Here is a 22350-nt window from a genome sequence, read left to right as displayed (position 1 = left end):
GCGCGATGCGGCAGGAAGCGGCCCACGAAGCTCGCGGAGTGGTTCGCGGGCCAACTCCGGTCGGATGCTGTCACTCGAGGCGCTCACGGGCGCCAGCCGCGACGGTAGAGAACCTCTCGGACGATGGCGGAGGCCTTCGGGTCGGCGCCGCGGATGTGGGCCGAGGTGAGCCTGATGACCTCCCATCCTTCCGCGACATATGCCGCGTACTTCTCGATGTCGCGGTTCCACTGCTTCCTGCTCGTCCGGTGATGGTCGCCCTCGATCTCGACCAGAACCTTCCACCCGCGGTACGCGATCTCGGTGATACCGAGCCGACGCCCGCGCGTGCACATGATGTCGACGTCCAGCTCGGGGTCGGGGAGGCCGCTGGCCGCGGCATCCAATCTGTACTCGGTCTCCAGCGGCGAGGAGCTGCCGACGCGGATGAGTTCTACCGCCTCACGCAATCTCGACACTCCGGGGCGACGCCCCGCGGCCATAGCCCGGCGAAGTTGCTCGATGTCGGTCAGCTGTGCGAGTGGGCGACGAACGCCGCGGTCGTCACGCGGCACGCGAACGAGACCGTCGCCGACGATGACGAGTTCGCGCACGCTGAGCTCCGAGGCGAGCATGGCCCAGGTCGAGGCAGGGCTCGAAAGGCGCAATCCGTCGAACTCGCGGATCGTCGCCAGCTTCCGCTCCACCTTGATCCCGCGCACGCCCCGGCGTCGGATCGATCTCGCCGGGACGTGCACTCCCACGTCGAGGTCGTCGCCGTGTGCGATCGGGGCCCGGTAGATCACTGCGGCGGTGCGCGCGGCGAAGAAGGCGTGCGCCGGCATCACGTGCGTGTACGCCTGGGCAAGGCGCAGGACACGTCGGCGGGTGCGGCGATCCGCCGCAAGCGGATCGTCCTCATCGGTGTCGACGATCGCCTTCTCCGGCCTTGCGCGGACTCCGCGGAATGGTGTCTCGAGATCTTTCGCCCGCAATCGCCGCTCCGTGACCCCCGCCGCGACCGCCTCGCGGCGCGCGAAGGACGCGCCGAGGCCCGGGGGGAGGGGTGACGGAGGCCGCGACATCCGTCCACTATTGCCGTCCCACGGCCTCCCCCCGGGCCGACGGCCGCGCATTCGTGGAAGGCGGGCTCGCGGCACCCTGTGGGGGAGGAGCCACCGCGTGCGCGGGTTCTCGCATTTCGCGGGCCGGATGTCGTCGGTTCCGGTGGCGCGAGGCGGCGAGAGCCGCCCCGTGAGCTGGGGCAACGTGGTGTTCGCGGGACAGCTGGCGGCACATGCATCAGAGGACGCGGCGCCCTAGGCTGGCTGGGACAGAACGTGACGGAGGCCGGTGCATGTCATTCCAGTCGTACCTCGACAACATCGAGGACAAGACCGGGCTCACGCCACGGCAGTTCATCGACCTCGCGACCGAGAAGGGCTTCGGCCCCGGCACGAAGGCGGGTGAGATCGTGACCTGGCTGGCCGAGGACTACGGCCTGGGCCGCGGCCACGCGATGGCGCTGGTGCACGTCATCACGAAGGGCCCGCAGATCTCGGCGAAGCACGTCGGCACGGGCGCGGCGCACAGCGACCCATCCGACACGCTCTGGCTCGACGGAAGAGCGACCAACCCGGCCGGCTGATCCCGGTCTGATCTCTCGGCGCCCGTCTCCGATCCCGCCACGGCGCCTCAGCGTCGAACGGCCGGGACCTTCCCTGTGTTTCGCGCCGCCCGGGCGCCTCGGGGCCTGTTTCGTCTCGGCGGTCTGACGGCCGGGCGAGGCGGCTCAGCACTCCGGTGCGGGCCTGCGCAGCTTCTCGGTGAGATCGCGCAGCTGCACCAGCTCCTCGTCGTCGAGCTGCGACATGCGCTCCGCGATCGACCTGCCGTGCGCGAGGGCCACCAGACGGAATGCCGCCGCCCCCTCCTCGGTCGCGCGGACGAGGGCGCCACGACCGTCGTCGGGATCGGAGCACTTCGAGATGAGCCCGCGCGCGGCCATCCGCTCGACGAGCCGCGAGACGCTCGGCTGGCTGATCAGCATGTTCGCCGTGACGTCGCGCAGCCGCGCGGTCATGTCGTCGCCGCGCGTGACGGTCAGCAGAACGTCGTATTCGGCCTGGCTCAGGCCGGTGTCGTCGAAGTCGCAGCTGATCTCGGCGAACACCTCGTGCTGCGCCCGGAAGAGACTCTCCCAGGCGTCGACGGCGAGGCGGCGATCGGTCATGCACTAAAGAATAAGCCGCACAGTGTGCGCATAGGCTATGGCGCATGGGGCGGATTCTTCGTGTGCTCGCGGCCGCCCTCGCGGTGGTCGCAGCATCCGTGGCGCTCGCGGCGTGCGGCGGAGCCGCGGCAGCGCCAGAGCTCGCCGCCAGCCGGGTCGTTCCGGCAGGCCTGCAGGACTTCGGGTTCGACAGCCTCGACGTCGACTACACGCTGACGCGTGCCGACGACGGCACCAGCCGGATGACGGTGGTCGAGACCTTCGACGCCGTCTTCCCCTCGTCCGACCAGAATCACGGGATGCAGCGCAGCATCCCCGACTCGTACAACGGTGCGCCGCTCTTTCCCCGGCTGGTCTCGATCACCGACGGGGCGGGAAACCCCCGGCCCTCCGAGACCGGCTCCGACAGCGGCACGTTCACGATGACCTCTCGCGACGCCGACTTCGTGCACGGCCCGCAGACGTACGTCTTCACCTACACGCTCGAGAACGTCACGTATTCCTTCGCCGACACGGACGCCGACGAGTTCTACTGGGACGTCAACGGCGTCGAGTGGGCACAGACCTTCGGTCGTGTCACCGCGCGCCTGCATGTCGCGCCCGACCTCGCCGACGCCCTCACCGGGGCGGCATCGTGCTACGTCGGCTACCAGGGCTCGACGCAGACCTGCGACATCGCTCGGGATGCCGGGCCCGACGGCGGCGCGATCGTCCGGGCCGACGCGGGGCAGGTCTACCCGTACCAGACCGTGACAATGGCGGTGGCGTTCGAGAGGGGCACGTTCGCGCCGTTCGATGCGTCCTACCTGGCCTCGCCGTGGGGCTGGCTGCAGGGAGCGGCCGGTCTCGGCGTGCTCGCCGCCCTGATCGCGGCGATCATCGTGCGGGTACGCCGGCTGAGGGATGAACCGGGGCGCCCGACGATCATCGCCGAGTACACCCCGCCTCCCGGCGTCGACGCCCTGCAGGGCGCCGTGCTGCTCGGCAAGGACGCCAAGGCGATCCCGGCCGAGGTTCTCGAGCAGGCGGTGGTCGGCAGCATCCGCATCGTGGAGGGCGGGCACAGCTGGTTCGGGCGCGTCAAGCTCGTGGCCGAGCTGCTCGACCCTTCGCGTGCGGACGGCGACGGACGGATGCTGCTGGCCGGCCTGTTCGGCATGATGTCGCCGGGTGCGACCTTCGAGTTCGGCCGCAGCGACGCGCGCTTCTCGGCCGCGGCGCAGTCGATCCTGAAGGCGGCCGGCGCCGAGCTCGCCCGCCGCGGGCTGCGCCGCCAGGTGGCGGCTCGCACGCGGGCGCTGCCCGTCGTGCTCGCGGTCGTCGCGGCCGTTCTGGTCTGGGTGCTGGGCTTCTTCGCCCTCGGGGCAGGGGTGTCGGCCCTCATCCCGATCCTGCTGATGGTGGTGTCGATCCCGGTCGTGTTCATCGTCGGCGGGCTCGTCGCGCGCAAGCCCCTCACGGCCGCGGGCGCAGAGGTGCGTGACCACCTCGCGGGGCTCAAGGTGTTCATCGAGTGGGCCGAGGCCGACCGCATCCGCATGCTCCAGTCGCCGTCCGGCGCGGAGCGGGTGCGCGTCGACCCGAGCGATCCGCGGCAGATGCTCAGGCTGTACGAGGTGCTGCTGCCGTTCGCCGTCGTCTTCGGCCAGGAGAAGGCGTGGGCCCAGCAGCTCGCCGTCCTATATGGACCGGATGCGACGCCCTACTGGTACGCGGGCACCTCGGGGTTCAACGCCGCATCGTTCTCCGCCGGGATCTCGTCGCTGTCGGCGGTCGCGTCGTCCTCCTCGTCGACCTCGGGCGGATCCGGCGGCGGCGGTTCTGCGGGCGGCGGAGGCGGGGGCGGCGGAGGCGGCGGCGTCTGACCCGCGCCCCGGAGGTCTGCGGCCTGGGCCGGCCCGCGGTCCTGTGCCCCGGGCCTAACCTGGACGCATGGCAGAGGTATCCGCTCGCACAGCCCTGGAGATCGCCGATTGGCGCCGCCGGGTGTTCGCCCTCTACGACGCGGTGCGCGCCGCGGACGACCCGGAGGACGCGCACGAGCTCTGGCGCATCGAGCGTGACGACCTCATGGCACGGCACCCCGCGACGCCCCTCATGCCCGCCGACCGCTGGGGCTTCACCGGCCTGCCCATCGCGCCGTACGACCCCGATTGGCGCTTCGAACTGCCGATCCTCCCGACCGAGCCGGCCGGGTTCGGATTCGAGACCGGCACCGACGGCACCGTGCCGTTCGAACGCATCGGACTCGTCGACATCCCGGATGTCGGAACTCTCGACGTCTGGCGCCTCGCGTCGTACGGCGGCGGCGTGTTCGTGCCGTTCCGCGACGGGCTGGCCGGCCGTCCCGGCGGCACGTACGGCGGGGGACGCTACCTGCTTGACACCATCAAAGGTGCGGATCTGGGCGCGGATGCCGCGGCCGGCACGATCGTCGTCGACTTCAACTTCGCCTACAACCCGTCGTGCGCGTACGACCCCGCGTGGGCATGTCCGTTGGCGCCGCCGAGCAACCGGCTCGCCGTGCCCGTTCCGGTGGGCGAGCTGTACGGCTGAGCTCCGGGACGTCCAGACAGTCGGGCGTGTGCGGAAAGGGCCGGCCGGAGATTCCGACCGGCCCGTGTCCCTGCACCAAGAGTGTCCTGCAATCACATGACGGTCGCTGCCACAGCAAACAACTTCCGCTTCCAGAACTGTATAACGGCGAGGTAACGACGGCAAGGGGTTTCCGTTATCTTTCCGTGATTCTTTTCTCGCGCATCGTCGATGCCCAGAATGGGCCGGCATCCGTCGGTTCGGCATCCTCAGGCATGATGGCACCGGAGAGGTGACCGGATGACGATGACGCACACCCGAGCCGGAGCCGTCCGCGGCCGCGAGGTGGTGGGGGGCATCCAGGAGTTCCGCGGCATCCCGTATGCCGAGCCTCCGATCGGCGAACGGCGCTTCCAGCCACCCCTCGCCCGCGAGCCGTGGGAAGGGGTTCGGGATGCGGTCGACTTCGGCGCCACCGCGCCGCAGCCGGCGCACGGAGCGCTCGAGGGCCTCCTGCCGAACCGCGTCCACCCCGGCGACGACTACCTGACCCTGAACGTCTGGACGCCCGACCTCTGGGGGTCGGCCCCCGTCATGGTCTTCATCCACGGCGGCGCCTTCAGCACGGGCTCGGGGTCCGTGTCGATCTACGACGGGGCCCGGTTCGCGCGCGACGGCGTCGTGCTCGTCACGATCAACTATCGCCTCGGTGTCGACGGCTTCCTCTGGACCGGAGAGGGCGTGCCGAATCTGGGGCTGCTCGATCAGGTCGCCGCCCTGGAATGGGTGCGCGACAACATCGCGGCGTTCGGAGGCGATCCGGGCAACATCACGATCTTCGGTGAGTCTGCCGGCGCGATGAGCGTGTGCACCCTGATGGTCATGCCACGCGCGAAGGGCCTGTTCCATCGGGCCATCGCGGAGTCGGGTGCGGGCGTCTCGGCGATCAGTCCGGAATCGGCGAAGAAGGTCGCCGCCCGCGTCGGCGAGGTCCTCGGCGTCGAGGCCACCCGCGAGGCGATCGGCGCGGTACCGATCGAGCGCGTGCTGGCCGCGGCAACCCAGGTGAGCGCCGAGGTCTCGGCGAAGCCCCGCAAACGGCTCTGGGGTGATGTGGCTCGAAACCTGATGCTGTTCGAACCTGTGGTCGACGGCGAGGTGCTGCCCGGCATCCCGGAGGACCTCCTGACAGCCGGCGTCGGCAACGGGGTCGACCTGCTGATCGGGACCAATAGCGACGAGGCGCGGCTGTTCTTCGTGCCCAGCGGCGCGATCGACAGGATGCCGCGGGTCGTGGCGTCGCTCTTCGGCTGGACGTACGGCGCTCGCCGCCCCGGGACGGTCCGGCGGTATCGGCGCAACCGCCCCGGCGCCGGGAGCGGCGAGATCGCGGCGGCGATCATGACGGACGGCTTCTACCGGATGCCGGCGCTCCGCCTCGCCGAGGGGCACGCGGGGTCGTTCGTCTACGAGTTCGCATGGCGCTCCGGCGCCTACGACGGCCGGCTCGGCGCGTGCCATGCGCTGGAGCTCGGGTTCGTCTTCGACGCCCTCGACGATCCGGCCGGCGCGGCGATGCTGGGCGGACCCGCCCCGCAGGAACTGGCCGACGCGATGCACTCGGCGTGGGTGCGGTTCGCGGCGACCGGAGATCCGGGGTGGCCCGCGTACACGCCCGCCACGCGGATCGCGATGAGGTTCGACACGGTGAGCGGCATCGTCGCCGACGATCGCGCCGACGAACGCGCGCTCTGGCGCCGTCCCTGACCCGCGGCGCCGGGCCCGACCCGGACATCTGGAAGGACAGAGGGCCTGCCGGTTCGGCGCGGGGGCCACTCCCGTGCTCACCCGCACCATCGATCCTTCGAGATGTTCGCGAACGACCCGAGAAGGCGAGACGCCGGTTAACGGGTGAGGGCCGGTCGGAGAGGCATCCGACCGGCCCGTGTCCCTTTGCACCAAGAGGTTCCTGCAATCACATGACGGTCGCTGCCACAGCAAACAACTTCCGCTTCCAGAAGCGTATAACGACGAGGTAACGGAACACCAGCCCTGTCGTTATTTCTTCGTTATGTGATCTCCCAGCGGCAGCTGGGAAGCGTGCGAACCTCAAAGTAGTTTCCTCAGGACATTGACTCGCCACCGAAGGCGGCATAGAGTCGCGTGCGTTGGAACGATTCATCGACGTTTCGACACACTGACGTGTTCGAAGGAGAACCCATGTCGATCGAAGACCTCGCGAAGCTCGTGGCCTCACCGGCGATCGAGTACCGCCCCGAACTGCGATGGTGGCTGGCCGAAGGCCTGCACACAGACAAGACGCTGCGGCACGAGATCGAGACCGCGCACCGCCTCGGATTCGGCGGGATGGAGTTCCTCGCAATGGATGAGGAGGCGATCGACCACTCCCGCTACGGCTGGGGAGCCGAGGAGTGGGTGCACGATTCGCAGATCGTCGTGGAGGAGACGACCGCACGCGGCATGTCGGTGAGCTTCACCTCCGGCACGAACTGGTCCAACGCCAATCTCCCGTCGATCGATGCCGACCACCCGGCCGCCGCGAAGGAGCTCGACGTCACGATCGAGGATCTGAAGGGAGGCGGCCGTCGGGAGGGCGCTCTCGCCCGCATCGACCTCGAGGCCGAACCCCCCGCGGGGATCCTTCCCGGGCATCGGGGCACGATCCGCGATCAGCACCTGGTCGCCGTCGTCGCGGCACGCGTGGTGAGCGGGAACATCCTGGATGCCGAGTCCCTGACGGATCTCACCGACCAGGTCTCCGATGAGGCCCTGGACTGGACCGCCCCCGACGGCGAGTGGAAGCTGTTCACCTTCTGGATGCACGGCACCGGCCAGACCGCGTCGCCATCGGCGTCGGTCAACTACACCGTCAACTACGTCGATCCCGACGGCGCGCTCGCGGTCATCGACTACTGGGACACCGTCGTGCTGACGCCGGAGCTGCGCGCCCAGATCGCCCAGAACCCTCGCGCTCAGATGTACATGGACTCGCTCGAGCTGACCACCTACGGTGCGGGCGGACTGTTCTGGGGTCGCACGGTGGCCGCCGAGTTCCGCGCGCGCCGCGGCTACGACATCGCGCCGTGGCTGCCCTTCCTCACGCGGAGCGTGCCGTTCATGGCGGTCGGGACGATCTACCACTACGAGCCCCTCGCAGAGCAGTCCGTCACGATCGAGAAGGTGCGCTTCGACTACGTCCGGACGCTCACCGACCTCTACATCGAGAACATGCTGCGCCCGTTCGCGGCGTTCCTGCACCGCAACGGGATGACGCTCCGCTCCGAGATCAGCTACGGGCTCCCGTTCGAACTGACCCGCCCGGGGCCCGAGGTCGACGGCATCGAGACCGAGTCTCTCGAGTTCGGCTCGCAGATCGACGCCTACCGGCTGCTCGGCGGCCCCGCGCACCTGTTCGGCAAGCAGTACTCGTCCGAGACCGGGGCGACCACGCGCAACCACATGCTCGACCACCGCTTCTACGATCAGATCATCGCCACGCAGCTCGCGGCAGGCATCACCAAGACCGTGCTGCACGGCTGGGCGAGCACCGCCGGAGCGGAGAGCGTCACCGAGTGGCCGGGCCACGAGGGCATGTGGAGCATGTTCTCGGAGCGGTTCGACACCCGGCAGCCGGCATCCGAGTTCTATCCGCTCTGGAACGACGCGATCGGGCGCTACCAGGCGGTGCTCCGGCAGGGTCGCCCGCGCATCGACGTCGGTATCCTCCGCACCGACCACTTCACCGACAACACGTCGGGCTTCGCGTTCGGCGACGGCCGGGGCGGCCGTATCCCCGACGAGGTCGCCTATGGCCGGATGTGGATGCGCGACCGGCAGAACCACTGGTGGCAGGACCTCGGGATGCAGGATGCCGGGTGGACGTACGAGTTCTTCGACGGCTCGCTGCTGATGCACGACGAGGTCTCGTTCGACGGCGAACTCGTACAGCCGGACGGCCCCGGGTACCAGGCGCTCATCGTCTACCAGGGCGAGCTCGATCCCGACGTGGCGGCCTACGTGCTGAGCTGGGCCGAGCGCGGGCTGAAGGTGCTCGTCGTCGACGGCGCGCGCGAGCTGAAGCAGCTCGCCACCGGGGAGCACTCGGTGTATCCGCACGCGGCCGCCCGCACCCCGGGGCTGGACGGGCGCGACGATGAGCTCGCCGCGACGATCGCCGCCCTGGTCGCCCAGCCCACCGTCGCCCGCATCGACGACCCGGCCCGCACGGTCGAGGCCCTCCGCGGTCTGGGGGTGACGGGGCGCGCCGAGTTCGTGCGCGAGAACCGGAGCATCCTGACGCATCTCCGCGAAGACGGCGACCTGCTGCACGTCTACGTCTACAACTTCCTGTACGAGACGGGTCAGGCGACGACCGTCGAGCTGGCCCTCCCCGGCCGGGGGGCGGTGCATCGCATCGACGCGTGGTCCGGGGCCGTGCGCCCCCACGCGGGGGTGCGCGCCGACGGCGACCGCACGATCGTGTCGGCGCGGCTCGCCCCGGGTGAGACGGCGCTGTTCACCCTCGATCGGTCGGGGGCCGCGGCATCCGATTCCGAGATCCGCGAGCCTGAGACGGTCGCCGAACTGGCTGAGTGGCGGATCGCCGTGGAGAGCTGGGATGCCGGCGAGCTCGAGGTCATCACCGAAGACCGCGGGCTCGGGTACGAGTCGCGCGAGGTGCGTCCGCATACGGCAGTCACGCGACGGGATGCCGGCACCGGGGCGCTGCGGTCATGGCACGAGATCGCCGAGGTCGGGCCCGACGTGTCGGGCGTGGGCGAGTATGCGACCCGCTTCGGGGTCGACCTCGTCGAGGGGGCCAAATACCTGCTGCAGCTCGGATCGACGGCGGGTGGGCTCGGGTCGGTGCGCGTCAACGGCGGTGCGCCGCGCGGGCTCGACACCGCGCATCCGGTCGTCGATGTGACCGACGACCTCCGCCAGGGTGAGAACGAGGTGGTCGTGCGCGTCTCGAGCTCGCTGAACAACCGGCTGCTCGCGCGCGGGTACTACGACGATCTGCCGGACATCATGGGCCAGATGGCCGGCGATGCGGGGCTCATGCAGAAGACGCACGTGCGCGAGTACGGCCTGCTCGGCCCGGTGCGTCTCGTGCGGGAGTGAGGCCGCTACTGTTCTGCTGAGCCACGGCGAGGCTGTCGTGCGGGTGTTCCGGTGTCAGGGTTTTCCCGGTGTCGGGGTCTTCCGGGTTGAGGCGAGCGGGCGAGGGGGATGAGCATGGCGCGGAGCGAGTCTCTCGAGGCGGGTGCGGTCGATCTGAGCGCGGTGATCGAGCAGGACCCGCTCGACCTGCGCATCTCGGTGTCGTCGATCGTGCACTGGGCCGACAGTCACGAAGTGCGGCGGCGCGTGATGGCCGCGGTCGACTTCCCGATCGACGACATGGCCATGTTCCTCGTCGTCAACCAGCTGAGCTACCGCGGGGCCATGCGCCCGAGCGAACTCGCTTCGGCGCTCGGCACGGGCCGGGCCAACCTCACGAAGATCACCCATCGGCTGCACGACGCGGGGTTGGTCGTGCGCGTGGCGGCGCCGGGCGACGACCGTGGCGTGCTCGTCGCGCTCACGCCGACGGGGCGTGAGATCGGCGCGCGCATCATGAACAACGCCGGGAGTACGTTCCGAGCGGCTCTCGCGCAGTGGGATCCGGCCGACGTCGATACCCTCCGTCGCCTGCTCGCACGGCTGGCCGAGGAGACGGTTTCGCGGCCCTGAGGTTCGCCTTCTCGTAGCCCTCCCCAAGCGCTCGACCTCGCTGCTATCCACAGCATGGGCGAAGATATGAACGAATGTCCGTTGGACTCTGGCATTCTGTATATATGAACATTCTCACGTCGATGCGCGAGCGACTCGACGCGCTCGCGGGGTGGGAAGAGCTCGATGTCGATGCCGCCGTCCTGCCGGCCTTCGCCTTGAGACTCAGTGACGAGTCGGTGGTCGGTGCTCTGGCTGACGTCGCGGCGCTGGCCAATCACGCGGGTCGGCTGCAGGCGGTACTCGCCGGTGTCGCCGCGCAACGCTCTCGTCGCGGTGAGGGGCACACCGGGTTGGCGGCGGGGCACGGGCACGCGACCCCCGCGTCGCTGATCCAGTCGATCACCGGGGGCACGAAGGCCGACGCCGCCCGGCAGGTGCGCGTCGGGGTGTCGCTGTTGGAAGGCGTGGCAGACCCTGTGTCGGCTGAACCCACGTCGCCGCCTGCTCTTCAGGCCCCGCCGTGGGATGAGCCGCTGCGGCGCGCCCTGCTGGGTGGCGCGGTGACTCCGGCGCAGCACGATGCGATCCGGTGCGGGCTCGGCGATCCTGATGTCGCCGCTCCGCCCTCGGTCGAGGGTGGAGCGGGCGAGTCTGCTGACGCGGATCAGGCTGCCGTACGCGAGGCGTGGATGCTCGCTGCCGAAGGCCTCGTGGCGGAAGCATCCGGTATGCCAGTGGAAGAGCTGGCGAAGCGCTCGCGTGTGGTGCGAGACCTGCTGGATCCGACCGGAGCCGAGGCGCGGTACGCGCGGCGCTACGAGAATCGCAGCTACCGGGCGTGGGTCGACGGCGGCGGGCAGCACCACGCGCGGATCGTCTTCGATGACGAGATGGCGCTGTGGGTGCGGTCGATGCTCGATTCCGCACTGCGCCCCCGCCGCGGCGGACCCCGCTTCGTGAACAGCGACGATCGTGCCGTGGCGGATCAGTTGCGCGACGATCCGCGCAGCAATGAACAGCTCGCTTATGACCTTGTCATGGACGTATTGCGCGCCGGCGCCCTCGCCACCGCGAGGGATGTGTTCGGTGCTCGGCAGCCCGGCGTGCGCATCGTCACGGTCAACGACATCGAAGGACCGCGCGACGCGTTCGGGCGGCTCCTGGCGATCGGGCACGCCGAGGACGGCGGCGACGCGCTGCCGGGGTCGGTGGTGGGCCGCGCCGTGTGTGCGACCGGCACCGTGGCGGTGACGGTTGACCGGCACGGCAATCCCCTCGACGTGGGTCGCGAACATCGCCTGTACACCCCGAAACAGACACTCGCCCTGGCCGTCCGCGACGGGGGGTGCCGGTGGCCCGGCTGCGCTCGCCCCGCCTCGTACTGCGAAGCCCACCACTGCGACCATTTCAGCGAGGGAGGCGGCACCGACATCGATCGAGGCATTCTTCTCTGCCGCCACCACCACATGACCCTGCACAATCAGGGCTGGCGGATCACTCGCGACCGGCTCGACGAGTTCGTCCTTCATCCGCCGGGTGGGGGTGAACCCACCCCGATGCCGACGAACGCGGCATGGAAGTGGGCATGGGATCCACCGCCGCCCCCGCAACGAGCACAATGGCGTGCGGCGTGATGTGCCGCTCGAGGGAGAGGCGAGCCCTTCGCCTCGGCCCGTCTTCTCGTGCACGCTTGTGCAAGAGAGTCACAACCCAGGGCTGCGGGGTGAGCAGCGGTGTCGGCTCACAAGCGACTGTCAGGGTCGGCGCCCACTCACCGCGGGCCGACACGAGCTGGACTATCGGCCCGCGGCTACTGTCCGTGCCATCAATTACCGGGATCTACGAACCCGTTTCCGGGGCGGGTTCGCCGTCGGGCGCGGTCACGGTGATGCTGTCACGGTGCGGCCCGCTCCGGTCGCTATTCTTTCCAGTAGAACTGGAAGGTATAGGTTCCCTCGGTGGTAGGCGTTCCGCTGATCTTTCCGGTCAGGCTGTCCATGCTCAGCGCGGAGGCAGCGCTCCGTCGGTGATCTGCACCTCTTGCGCGTTGACTTCACCCACGTTGTAGGTGACGTCATACGGGGCATTCAGCCGCGCGGCCTCAGCCGGTGGGTGGCGGAGTTTCGATGAGCTCGCAATGCAGAATAATCGTGACTTCATTACGCATCCAGCTGTAGTTCCTCATACGGATTTCTGTCGCGCCGATCCGGTTGCCGACGGCATCGTTGAGGTTTGTTCCCACCAGCGCGACGAGGTCTCCGATCACCTCGACTCCCCGCGGCACCACTCTCATCGGAGAGTAATCCCGATTCTCCAGCCGAAAGCCAGCCGGACAACTCATCTCCTGGTTTGAAACGACTTCATTACCGTCGAGGGTCCAGGTCCTCGACACGGTCGTGGTCGGCGGCGGGGTGACGATTGCGGTCTCTGTCGGAGCGGCGTACGCCGCGACGGGGACTGCGACCCCCGCCATCAGTCCTGACATGACCACACTTGCCACGATAAGAGAACTCCGCAGCTTCATGCTGACACCAACTTTCAAGACGAGGAAATACCAATATATTACAGGGGGTGGAGCCCGCCCGTGACCACTCGACGAGAACGGACTACCGACCCCCCGGCGTATCGTCGGGTGACGTGATCGACCTGCGTACAGCCCGCCTCACCCTCCGACCCTGGACCGACTCGGCCGACGACCTGGCATTCCTGTTCGACATGTACTCGCGCGAGGAAGTGCAGCGCTACATCGGCGTGACCCCACAGCTGATGCAGAGCACCGACGAAGCCCGCGAGCGCGTCGCGCGGTGGAAAGGCATGCACGACGGATGCCGCGGAGTGTGGGGCGTCACCCTGCACGACGGCACCCGACTCGGGACCGTGCTCTGCAAGCGCATCTCCTGGTCGGCGGGCGCGGTGGAGAAAGGCGCGGTGGAGAAAGGCGCGGTGGAGGTGGGGCTCGCGCCGCAGGACACGGGGCAGGATGCCGCTCAGGACACGGGGCGGGATGCCGAGCAAGACACCGAGATCGGCTGGCATTTTCACCCCGATGCGTGGGGCCGGGGTTACGCGAGCGAAGCGGCGACCGCCGTGCTGCGGCATGCCTTCGAGGCCGGACTCGAGCGTGTGGTCGCCGTCACGAATCCGGCGAACACCGCCTCTCAGCGCGTCTGCCTGCGGATCGGCATGACCGATCTCGGGCCCACGACGAGCTACTACGACACGACGTGCGAGCTCTTCGAGCTCGCGGCACCCGGGCGCCGGTGCGTCGCGTTCTTCCGCAACGTCAACCAGGGGCAGCGCGGGCATCCTTCGGGGACCCACCTCGGGGAGGCGATGACGGATGCCGGGTTCCTCGGCTCAGAGGGATTCCGGGCCAACGGCATTGTCGTCGGCACGGCTGTCGGCGCCCCCGCTCAGCTCGCCGCGGACACGGCCGACGCCCTCGCCGCGAGGAGCGGTCTGCAGCGCGCCGTGTTCGTGCTCGCGTTCGACGAGGTCGCCGACATCGTCGACGCGTTCGCGCCCGTCGACGTCGATCGCCTGCAACCCGGTGTAGCCGACGGGGTCGCGCCCGATGAGGTCTCGCACCTCGAGTTCTCGGTGTTCGATCGGCGCGTCGTCGTCGAAGGGGTGCCGGTACGCGGCATCCACTGCGAGGTGATCGCGAGCGGTCACGGGTGGGCCGTGACCCGTAACGACCACGTCGATCGCTCGCAGGGCACGCCGACGATCGAGCGCCTGATCGGCTCGCCGGTGACCTCGCGGGGGATGTCGACGATGCGCGGACTCGTGAGGAGGTATTCATGAGCGTGGGTCGGTAACTCGCTCGCAACAGTTGTGGTGAATGCTTAGGCCATGTCGATCAAGGTGTCGCTGACGCACTTCACGGGCTATGAGTTCGCCCGCCCGGTGAAAGTCACTCCTCACGTGGTGCGCTTGCGCCCCGCCCCGCACTCGCGCACCCCGATCGAGGCGTACTCGCTGGACGTGAGTCCGAAAGAGCACTTCATCAACTGGCAGCAGGACCCGTTCGGCAACTGGGTGGCGCGCCTGGTGTTCCCCGACAAGATCGATCACCTCTCGATCACGGTCGGGCTGGTCGCCGACCTGATGGTGATCAACCCGTTCGACTTCTTCATCGAGGAGTACGCCGAACGCTTCCCTTTCGAGTACGAACCGGGGCTGAAAGCCGACCTCGCGCCCTACCTGCGACCGGTCGACGACAGCGACGGCGCCGACGCGTGGCGCCGGCGCCTGCCCCCGCTCCCGCCCGAGGGCGTGCCGATGGTGCAATTCCTCGCCGGACTCAACTCGGCGGTGAATCGCGACGTCGCCTACGACGTGCGCATGGAGCCCGGCGTCCAGACTCCCGACCTCACGCTCGAGCGCGCCATCGGATCGTGCCGCGACAGCGCATGGCTGCTCGTCAGTCTGCTGCGGCAGTACGGCCTCGCCGCACGATTCGTCTCGGGCTATCTCGTCCAGCTCGCCGCCGACCAGAAGTCGCTCGACGGTCCGAGCGGCCCCGAAGCCGACTTCACCGACCTCCACGCCTGGACCGAGGTGTACGTTCCGGGCGCGGGCTGGATCGGCATGGATCCCACCAGCGCCCTGTTCGCGGGCGAGGGGCACATTCCGCTGAGCGCGACGCCGCATCCCTCCAGCGCCGCCCCGATCGAGGGCGCCACCGAACCCGTCGAGGTCGCCTTCGCGTTCCGGAACGAGGTGCTGCGCATCCACGAGGATCCGCGCACGACCAAGCCCTACACCGACGATCAGTGGGAACGGATCGACGCTCTGGGCGCCGCGGTGGACGAGCGTCTCGCCGCCGGCGATGTACGGCTCACGATGGGCGGTGAGCCGACGTTCGTCGCGCTGGACGACGCGACGAGCAAGGAGTGGAACACCGACGCCGACGGCCCGCACAAGCGCGAACTGGCCGGCGGCCTTGCCGAGCGCCTCCGCGCGACGTACGCCCTGGGCGGGGTCGTGCATCGCGGTCAGGGCAAGTGGTACCCCGGCGAACCGCTCCCGCGCTGGAACATCGCCCTGCAGTGGCGCACGGACGGCGTGCCGCTCTGGAACGATCCGGCACTGTTCGCCGACCCGTGGGCGAAGGATGCTCCCGCCGCCGTCGCCGCGAAAGCCGCCGCGGCAGCGGCCGACGCAGAGAAGAACGAGGTGCCCGGCCCCGCGCTGCGCGCCGCGCGCGCCGCGGCCGAGGCGGCCGCGGCGGAGGCCGCTGAGGTCTCCGCCGCCGCGGTGCGGCAGGCCGAGTCGCTCGCCCGCACGATCACGGCGGTGCTCGGGCTGCCCAACCGGCAGCTGATCCCGGCCTATGAGGATCCGCTCGCCGTGATCGCCGCAGACCTCCGCACCCCCGACGGTCCTGCACCCGGGGAGCCCGAACCCGGCACCGACGACGTCGCCCGCCTCGACGATCGCGTGGGCGAGCCCACCGGGTGGGTGCTGCCCCTCACCACCGACGACGACTGGACGAGCCCCTCGTGGACGTTCCGCCGAGGTCGCCTCGTGCTCATCCCCGGGTCGAGCGCCGTCGGGCTGCGCCTTCCGCTCGACGCGGTCTCGTGGGTCGATCCCGAGCACCCAGGCGAGCCCTCATACCTCGAGGCGGGGCCCACCCGCGCGCCAGGGGTGCCCGAGGTGACGGTGGTCGCCGCCGACGGTGCACCCACCACAGCGCTCGCGATCGAGTCCCGCGACGGCGAGCTGTACGTGTTCCTGCCCCCGACGCTGACGCTCGAGGCGTACGCCGACCTGCTCGCGGTCATCGAGCGGGCCGTGCAGATCGTGGGGTGCCGGATCGTGCTGGAGGGGTACGGCCCCCCGCCCGACCCCCGGCTGAACCAGCTCGTCGTCACGCCCGATCCGGGTGTGATCGAGGTCAACGTGCAGCCGACGTCGTCGTGGAACGAGCTGCGCGACCTCACTCTCACGCTGTACGACGAGGCGAAGCAGAGCCGCCTGGCGACCGAGAAGTTCGACCTCGACGGCCTGCACACCGGGACGGGGGGCGGCAACCACATCACCCTGGGCGGCACGCAGCCCGTCGATTCCCCGCTTCTGCGGCGCCCCGACCTGCTGGCCAGCCTCGTGACGTACTGGCAGCGGCATCCGAGCCTGTCGTACCTGTTCTCGGGCCGCTTCATCGGCCCGACTAGTCAGGCGCCGCGGTTCGATGAGGGCCGCCCCGAGGCGGTGTACGAGATGGAGATCGCGCTGCAGCAGGTCGCGCGACTCGTGGAGCACGCGAACTCGATCGACCAGCATCCGTCCCCGTGGGGCGTCGACAGGGCGCTGCGCCACCTCCTCACCGACCTCACCGGCAACACGCACCGCGCCGAGTTCTGCATCGACAAGCTCTACAGCCCCGACAGCAGTCGCGGCCGGCTCGGCCTGCTCGAACTGCGCGGCTTCGAGATGCCGCCGCATCCGCAGCTCGCGCTCGTGCAGGCGCTGCTCGTGCGCTCGCTCGTTGCGATGTTCTGGGAGAAGCCGTACCGCGCACCCCTCGTCCGCTGGGGGACGAGGCTGCACGAAGACTTCCTGCTGCCGCACGGGGCATCGGCCGACATCGCCGAGGTCGTGGCCGATCTTCGCGCCCACGGCATCCCGTTCGAAGACACCTGGCTCGATGCATTCACCGAATTCCGGTTCCCGCGCATCGGCATGGCGCGGGTCTCCAGTGGGCTCGGCGGCGCGCTGTCACCCACGGAGGCGCGCTCGATCGAGCTGGAACTGCGACAGGCGATCGAGCCGTGGAACGTCCTGGGCGAAGAGGCGACGGCAGGTGGAATGTCGCGGTACGTCGACTCGTCGGTCGAGCGCGTGCAGGTGAAGGTCCGCGGCATCGATCCGCATCGCCACGTCGTGACATGCCAGAATATTCCTGTGCCGTTGATCCCGACCGGCCGGAGCGCCGAGTACTACGCCGGTGTGCGCTACCGCGCCTGGGCGCCGTGGTCGGCGCTTCATCCGTCGATCCCCGTGCACGCGCCGCTCGTCTTCGACGTCGTCGACACCGAGTCCGCCGTCAGCCTGGGCGGAGCGACGTACCACGTCGTGCACCCCGGCGGCCGGGCATACCATTCCCCACCGATCAACGCGAACGAGGCGGAGGCGCGACGCGCGAGCCGCTTCGAGCCGCACGGGCACACCGCGGGCCGTCTCGACGTGGCCGCACTGCAGGAGGCCGCGCGTCGCGCCTACAGCCCGGACTATCCGCACACCCTCGATCTGCGGAGGGTCACCGCACCGTGAGTCATCCCGCATGAGCCTGATCCGCGATTACGCCTCGTCGCTGGCGCAGCCGACGCTCCCCTTCGGGCCGGGCGAGGGGGAGCGCGGCGCGCGATTCGACGAAGTCGTCTCGCCCGACGGCACCCTTCGCCTGGCGTGGAAGGGGATGGCGGCGCTCGCCGTCGACCTGACCGCCGGCGACCTCGATCGCGTCGACCGCGAGATCACGGCGCTCCTCGCGGATGAGGGCGTCACCTACGAGAGCCCCGAGGCCGGCTCGCAGCCCTGGCAGCTCGATCCGATGCCGCTGGTGCTGGATGCGGCGACCTGGGGTCGCCTGGAAGTCGGGCTCGCCCAGCGGGCTGAGCTGCTGAACGCCCTCCTGGCGGATGTCTACGGCGAGCGCAGGCTGCTCGCCGAAGGGCTGATCCCCGCGGCGGCGGTCTTCGGGCACGCCGGCTACACGCGGCCGATCGCCCGCGCGACGGGTTTCGACCCGCACCCGCTCATCCTCTCCGGGACCGATCTCGGCCGCGACGCGGCGGGCGAGTGGAGGGTGCTCGCCGATCGTGTGCAGGCGCCGTCGGGTCTGGGCTATGCGATGGCGAATCGCCGGGTGATCGCACGCGTGATCCCCGAGCTGTATGACGAGGCGGGCCTGCACCGCGTGGAACCATATTTCTCGGCGGTGCGGTCGGCGCTGCTGCAGGCCGCGCCGGCGGAGGTCGCCGACCCGCGCGTGGTCGTCCTGTCACCGGGCACGCACTCCGAGACGGCGTACGATCAGGCCTTCCTCGCCAACATCCTCGGATTCCCCCTCGTGCAGGGCGGCGACCTCGTCGTCCGCGACGGCTGGGTATGGATGAAGCCGTCCGGCTTTCCTCGCCAGGCGCCCGTCGAGCGCGTCGACGTCATCCTCCGCAGGGTCGACGCCGACTGGTGCGACCCGCTCGAGCTTCGAGGCAACTCGCAGCTGGGCGTGGCGGGGTTGACCGAGGCCGTCCGGCGCGGCCGGGTTCGGCTCGTGAACGGCCTGGGCGCCGGGGTCCTGGAGAACCCTGCCCTCATGCCCTTCCTCCCCGCGGTGTGCGAGCGTCTTCTCGGCGAGCAGCTGCGTCTCTCGTCGGTTCCCACCTGGTGGTGCGGCACCGGCGAAGGCCTGGACGCCGTCTTGGAGGCCATCGCGCGTGACCGCGATGGCCTCATCGTGCGCCCGATCGACGGACGTGTCGCCGACCTGGAAGAGCTGGACGACGCGGCGCTCCGCGACCGCATCCTGATGGCGCCGCACCGCTATGTCGGCCAGGAGCGCCTGCCGCTGTCGCAGGCGCCCGGGTGGGGCGACGAGGGGCGCCGGACGGGCCGTGCGACGCCGCACTCCGTCGTGCTCCGGACGTTCACGGTCCGCGACGGCGCCGCCTACCGTCCCCTGGTCGGCGGCCTCGCCACGCTCGTCGACGACACGCGGGCCGCGCCGAGCACGAAAGACGTGTGGGTGCTGAAGGCGAACCCCGGCGACCCCGATCAGGGACTGGCGGCCATCACGCCGCTCACGGTTCCCCGCGTCGCTCCCATGCTCGGCCCGCGCGCCCTCGAGGACATGTTCTGGGTCGGCCGGTACGCCGAGCGCGCCGAAGACCTCATCCGCCTCGTCCTCACGGCGCACGCGCACGCGGAGCAGCTCGACTTCGCCTCCCCCCTCCAGGGCGACGCCGTCCTCGCCGCGCTGATCGGCGCGCTCCGGCGCCTGTGCGGCACGCGGTCGGTCGATGCGGATGCCGAGCTGCGCTCGCTCCTCCTCGACATCGACAGGCCCGGATCGGCAGCGCATTCGCTGGACAGGCTCCGCGACGCGCTCGAGGGTGTCCGCGACCAGCTCTCGGGTGACACGTGGCGCGTCTTCGGCATCACCGACCAGTCGATGAAGCTGCTGCGGGTATCGCGCCGTTCGCCCCAGATCGCCGAGTCGGCGGGACGGATGCTCAGCGGCCTGCTCTCTCTCCAGGGCGTGACCGCGAACATGATGCGCGATGACGGGTGGCGCGCGATCGAGATCGGGCGCTACCTCGAGCGATCGGTGCAGGTGTGCAGCCTTCTCGCCGCCACGACAACCGTTCCGCCGGGCGCGGGAGTAGAGCGCGCGGTGCTCAACGGCGTGCTGATGGCGGCCGAGAGTGCCGTCACCCACCGTCGTCGCTATCGCGGTGGGGTGCGGGCGTCCGGCGTGCTGGAGCTGCTCCTGAGCGACCCGGGCAACCCCCGGTCGGTCGGATTCAGCCTGGCGCGGCTGCGCGAGCACCTCGGCGAGCTGTCGTCGTCGACGGGTTCCACGCGGCCCGAGCGGCTCCTCGAGCACCTGGAGGATTCGCTCGAGGCCACCGACATCGCCGCGCTCGCGGCATCCGAAGGCGGGAGCAGGCCGCGCCTTGCGGAGTTCCTGTCGGAGACCCGCGCGCAGCTGCACCAGCTCGGTGATGCGATCGCCCACGTGCACTTCGAGGGCGGCCCTCGTCCGCAGTCGCTGTCCGCGCTCGCGCTCATCGAGCTCGGCGTCGGATCGACGGGCGGGACGCTCTCGTGAAGTATCGGGTGGCGCACCGTACCGAGTACTCGTACGACGACGACGTCCGCGACAGCCTCGGACTCGCGCACGGCGTTCCGCGGCCGCTGCCGTGGCAGCAGGTGGCGTGGCATCGCGTGACGGTCGACCCCGCCCCGGGGGACCTCACCGAAGACCTCGACGGGTATGGAAACGTCGTGTCGTACTTCCACGTGACCGAGCCGCATCGACGCCTCACGATCGAAGCCCAGAGCGAGGTGACGGTGGTCGCGCCCGAGTACGACGCGGCGGCCCTCGCCGAGCCGTGGGAGCGCTCGCGACCGCTCGTACATCCTGACGTGCCCGGTGCCTGGGCGGCGACGGAGTTCGTGCTCGAGTCGCCGAGGGCGAAGCATGTGGATGAGGCGCACGATTATGCGAGAGCATCCCTCCTCCCCGGGCGCCCGATCGGCGAGGCGGTCACCGATCTGATGCACCGGATCAAGGCCGACTTCCAGTACGACAGCAAGGCGACGACCGTCACGAGCACCGTCGCCGACGTCATGGCGACCAGGGCCGGGGTGTGTCAGGACTTCGCGCACCTCGCCCTCGCGTGCCTGCGGACCCACGGGGTCGCCGCCCGCTACGTCAGCGGCTATCTGGCCACGCGTCCGCTGCCCGGCCGCGAGCGGGTGGTCGGGGCGGATGCCTCGCATGCGTGGGTCGCCGCGTGGATACCCGGTCCGGGGCGTTCGGGGTCGGGTCAGTGGCTCGCGTTCGACCCGACCAACGACCAGTGGATCGCTGATCGCCATGTCACGGTCGCGTGGGGTCGCGACTACGGCGACGTGTCGCCGGTGAAGGGCATCATCTTCACGGAAGCGAAGAAGTCGACGCTGCGGGTCTCGGTCGACGTAGCTCCTCTCGAGGAGTACGCGCAACCCTGACGGGCAGTGATGGTCGGTGTGCGACCATTCACACGTGAAGGCCTACCGATGCCGCGTCTGCGGGAACCCGCTCTTCTTCGAGAACTCCGTCTGCGTGTCGTGCGGAACAGCACTCGGCTACTCGCGCGCTGAGGGTGAGATCGTCCCGCTCGACGCGACCGGGAGGTACGTCGACACGTCGGGACTGGTGTGGCACATCTGCCGCAACCTCAACCTGTCGGGCTGCACGTGGCTCGCCCCGCTCGAGGGCGGACAGTGCTTCAGCTGCGACCTCACCCGCACCAGGCCGAACGATGCCGACCTGGACGGGATCGAGAACTTCCCGCTCGCGGAGCGCGCGAAGCGTCACCTGATCGCCGAGCTCGACGCGCTCGGGTTCCCCGTCATGGGCCGCAACCCTGCGACCGGCGGTGATCCCGTGAACGGACTCGCGTTCGACCTTCTCTCGAGCACGAACGAGAAGGTGATGATCGGCCACGACGACGGCATCATCACGATCAACCTCGCCGAGAGCGACCCCGCCTACCGGGAGCGCGTGCGCGGTGAGCTCGACGAGCCCTACCGCACGATGCTGGGCCACTTCCGTCATGAGATCGGCCACTATTACGAGTGGCAGCTGCTCGAGGTGGCGCAGCGCAGCGATCTGCTCGCGCGAGCGCGCGAGCTGTTCGGCGACGAGCGCGTCTCGTACCAGGAGTCGCTCGACCGGCACTATGCCGACGGCCCGCCGAACGGGTGGGCCCGGTCGTACCTCACGACCTACGCGACGATGCACCCCTACGAGGACTTCGCCGAAACCTGGGCGCACTACCTCCACATCTGCGACACCGTTCAGACTGCGGCCGAATACGGGCTGACCGCGGTCGCCGTCGGTGCGTTCTCGCGATTCCGCGACCTCGTGACAGGGGTGTGGGTGCCGCTCTCGACCGCGCTCAACATGATCAACCGGTCGATGGGCAAGGAAGACCTGTACCCGTTCGTGATTCCCGTGCCCGTGCTCGACAAGCTCGACTTCGTGGCGTCGCTGCGCCCGGCCGCCTGACCCGGCTGCTGAGGCGAGTCGTGCCGTGGGTGGCCCCGGATCGCACGCGCGTGTCCGCCAGCTGGCAGGCATGGCC

General features: G+C 69.7%; 15 protein-coding genes. 12 read left to right on the top strand and 3 right to left on the bottom strand.

All coding sequences use genetic code 11. The features are described 5' to 3' along the window. Window positions 1–83: 83 nt before the first annotated feature. Complete coding sequence (locus F6B43_RS08330) at window positions 84–1064, bottom strand: hypothetical protein (protein WP_150448322.1); 981 nt, start codon at window positions 1062–1064, stop codon at window positions 84–86. Between the two features lie 272 nt (window positions 1065–1336). Here F6B43_RS08330 and F6B43_RS08325 point away from each other — a divergent pair, with 272 nt between their 5' ends. Further along, window positions 1337–1627: a DUF4287 domain-containing protein gene (locus F6B43_RS08325; RefSeq protein ID WP_150448321.1), complete on the top strand. Its 291-nt coding sequence runs from the start codon at window positions 1337–1339 to the stop codon at window positions 1625–1627. A gap of 144 nt (window positions 1628–1771) precedes the next feature. Here the strand turns inward: F6B43_RS08325 and F6B43_RS08320 are convergent, their stop codons facing one another. Then, entirely contained in the window at window positions 1772–2212 is a 441-nt protein-coding gene (locus F6B43_RS08320) for a MarR family winged helix-turn-helix transcriptional regulator (RefSeq protein WP_150448320.1), read from the bottom strand. A 44-nt stretch (window positions 2213–2256) separates the two neighbouring features. Here F6B43_RS08320 and F6B43_RS08315 point away from each other — a divergent pair, with 44 nt between their 5' ends. The 6 genes from F6B43_RS08315 to F6B43_RS08290 all read left to right on the top strand — a co-directional run bounded on the left by F6B43_RS08315 (window position 2257) and on the right by F6B43_RS08290 (window position 12120). Further along, entirely contained in the window at window positions 2257–4077 is a 1821-nt protein-coding gene (locus F6B43_RS08315) for a DUF2207 domain-containing protein (protein WP_150448319.1), read from the top strand. 67 nt (window positions 4078–4144) lie between these two features. Further along, window positions 4145–4768: a DUF1684 domain-containing protein gene (locus tag F6B43_RS08310; protein WP_150448318.1), complete on the top strand. Its 624-nt coding sequence runs from the start codon at window positions 4145–4147 to the stop codon at window positions 4766–4768. A gap of 279 nt (window positions 4769–5047) precedes the next feature. Further along, window positions 5048–6514 (top strand): carboxylesterase/lipase family protein, encoded by a 1467-nt coding sequence (locus F6B43_RS08305; protein WP_150448317.1) that lies wholly within the window; start codon window positions 5048–5050, stop codon window positions 6512–6514. A 453-nt stretch (window positions 6515–6967) separates the two neighbouring features. Next, window positions 6968–9892, top strand: a complete 2925-nt coding sequence (locus F6B43_RS08300; protein WP_150448316.1) for a glycosyl hydrolase — start codon at window positions 6968–6970, stop codon at window positions 9890–9892. A 114-nt stretch (window positions 9893–10006) separates the two neighbouring features. Continuing rightward, window positions 10007–10504 carry a MarR family winged helix-turn-helix transcriptional regulator gene (locus F6B43_RS08295; protein WP_170285589.1) on the top strand — a complete coding sequence of 166 codons (498 nt, stop codon included), beginning with the start codon at window positions 10007–10009 and terminating at the stop codon, window positions 10502–10504. Window positions 10505–10608: 104 nt separating this feature from the next. Further along, window positions 10609–12120 carry an HNH endonuclease signature motif containing protein gene (locus F6B43_RS08290; protein ID WP_150448314.1) on the top strand — a complete coding sequence of 504 codons (1512 nt, stop codon included), beginning with the start codon at window positions 10609–10611 and terminating at the stop codon, window positions 12118–12120. A 467-nt stretch (window positions 12121–12587) separates the two neighbouring features. On the opposite strand, the gene F6B43_RS08280 is transcribed toward F6B43_RS08290, so the two are convergent. Beyond that, window positions 12588–12971 carry a hypothetical protein gene (locus F6B43_RS08280; RefSeq protein ID WP_150448313.1) on the bottom strand — a complete coding sequence of 128 codons (384 nt, stop codon included), beginning with the start codon at window positions 12969–12971 and terminating at the stop codon, window positions 12588–12590. Window positions 12972–13123: 152 nt separating this feature from the next. Here F6B43_RS08280 and F6B43_RS08275 point away from each other — a divergent pair, with 152 nt between their 5' ends. From F6B43_RS08275 to F6B43_RS08255, 5 genes are read left to right on the top strand one after another with little or no spacing between them, the layout of a single operon-like run. Beyond that, window positions 13124–14293 carry a GNAT family N-acetyltransferase gene (locus tag F6B43_RS08275; RefSeq protein ID WP_150448312.1) on the top strand — a complete coding sequence of 390 codons (1170 nt, stop codon included), beginning with the start codon at window positions 13124–13126 and terminating at the stop codon, window positions 14291–14293. Window positions 14294–14341: 48 nt separating this feature from the next. Beyond that, the gene (locus F6B43_RS08270) at window positions 14342–17767 is read left to right on the top strand and encodes a transglutaminase family protein (RefSeq protein WP_150448311.1); all 3426 of its coding nucleotides are present in this window, start codon (window positions 14342–14344) and stop codon (window positions 17765–17767) included. Window positions 17768–17777: 10 nt separating this feature from the next. Continuing rightward, entirely contained in the window at window positions 17778–20327 is a 2550-nt protein-coding gene (locus F6B43_RS08265) for a circularly permuted type 2 ATP-grasp protein (protein WP_150448310.1), read from the top strand. 8 nt (window positions 20328–20335) lie between these two features. Next, window positions 20336–21232 carry a transglutaminase family protein gene (locus F6B43_RS08260; RefSeq protein WP_246159850.1) on the top strand — a complete coding sequence of 299 codons (897 nt, stop codon included), beginning with the start codon at window positions 20336–20338 and terminating at the stop codon, window positions 21230–21232. A gap of 34 nt (window positions 21233–21266) precedes the next feature. Beyond that, the gene (locus F6B43_RS08255; RefSeq protein WP_150448308.1) at window positions 21267–22274 is read left to right on the top strand and encodes a zinc-binding metallopeptidase family protein; all 1008 of its coding nucleotides are present in this window, start codon (window positions 21267–21269) and stop codon (window positions 22272–22274) included. Window positions 22275–22350: the final 76 nt, after the last annotated feature.

Source organism: Microbacterium rhizomatis, from assembly GCF_008710745.1.
Lineage (GTDB): Bacteria > Actinomycetota > Actinomycetes > Actinomycetales > Microbacteriaceae > Microbacterium > Microbacterium rhizomatis.
Note: the sequence above shows the minus strand (reverse complement) of the source record. Positions and strands in the feature narration are given on the sequence as shown.

Coding starts and splice junctions, on each gene's coding strand:
- F6B43_RS08330 (WP_150448322.1), bottom strand. CDS start 1,064: ATGTCGCGGCCTCCGTCACCCCTCCCCCCGGGCCTCGGCGCGTCCTTC.
- F6B43_RS08325 (WP_150448321.1), top strand. CDS start 1,337: ATGTCATTCCAGTCGTACCTCGACAACATCGAGGACAAGACCGGGCTC.
- F6B43_RS08320 (WP_150448320.1), bottom strand. CDS start 2,212: ATGACCGATCGCCGCCTCGCCGTCGACGCCTGGGAGAGTCTCTTCCGG.
- F6B43_RS08315 (WP_150448319.1), top strand. CDS start 2,257: ATGGGGCGGATTCTTCGTGTGCTCGCGGCCGCCCTCGCGGTGGTCGCA.
- F6B43_RS08310 (WP_150448318.1), top strand. CDS start 4,145: ATGGCAGAGGTATCCGCTCGCACAGCCCTGGAGATCGCCGATTGGCGC.
- F6B43_RS08305 (WP_150448317.1), top strand. CDS start 5,048: ATGACGATGACGCACACCCGAGCCGGAGCCGTCCGCGGCCGCGAGGTG.
- F6B43_RS08300 (WP_150448316.1), top strand. CDS start 6,968: ATGTCGATCGAAGACCTCGCGAAGCTCGTGGCCTCACCGGCGATCGAG.
- F6B43_RS08295 (WP_170285589.1), top strand. CDS start 10,007: ATGGCGCGGAGCGAGTCTCTCGAGGCGGGTGCGGTCGATCTGAGCGCG.
- F6B43_RS08290 (WP_150448314.1), top strand. CDS start 10,609: ATGAACATTCTCACGTCGATGCGCGAGCGACTCGACGCGCTCGCGGGG.
- F6B43_RS08280 (WP_150448313.1), bottom strand. CDS start 12,971: ATGTCAGGACTGATGGCGGGGGTCGCAGTCCCCGTCGCGGCGTACGCC.
- F6B43_RS08270 (WP_150448311.1), top strand. CDS start 14,342: ATGTCGATCAAGGTGTCGCTGACGCACTTCACGGGCTATGAGTTCGCC.
- F6B43_RS08265 (WP_150448310.1), top strand. CDS start 17,778: ATGAGCCTGATCCGCGATTACGCCTCGTCGCTGGCGCAGCCGACGCTC.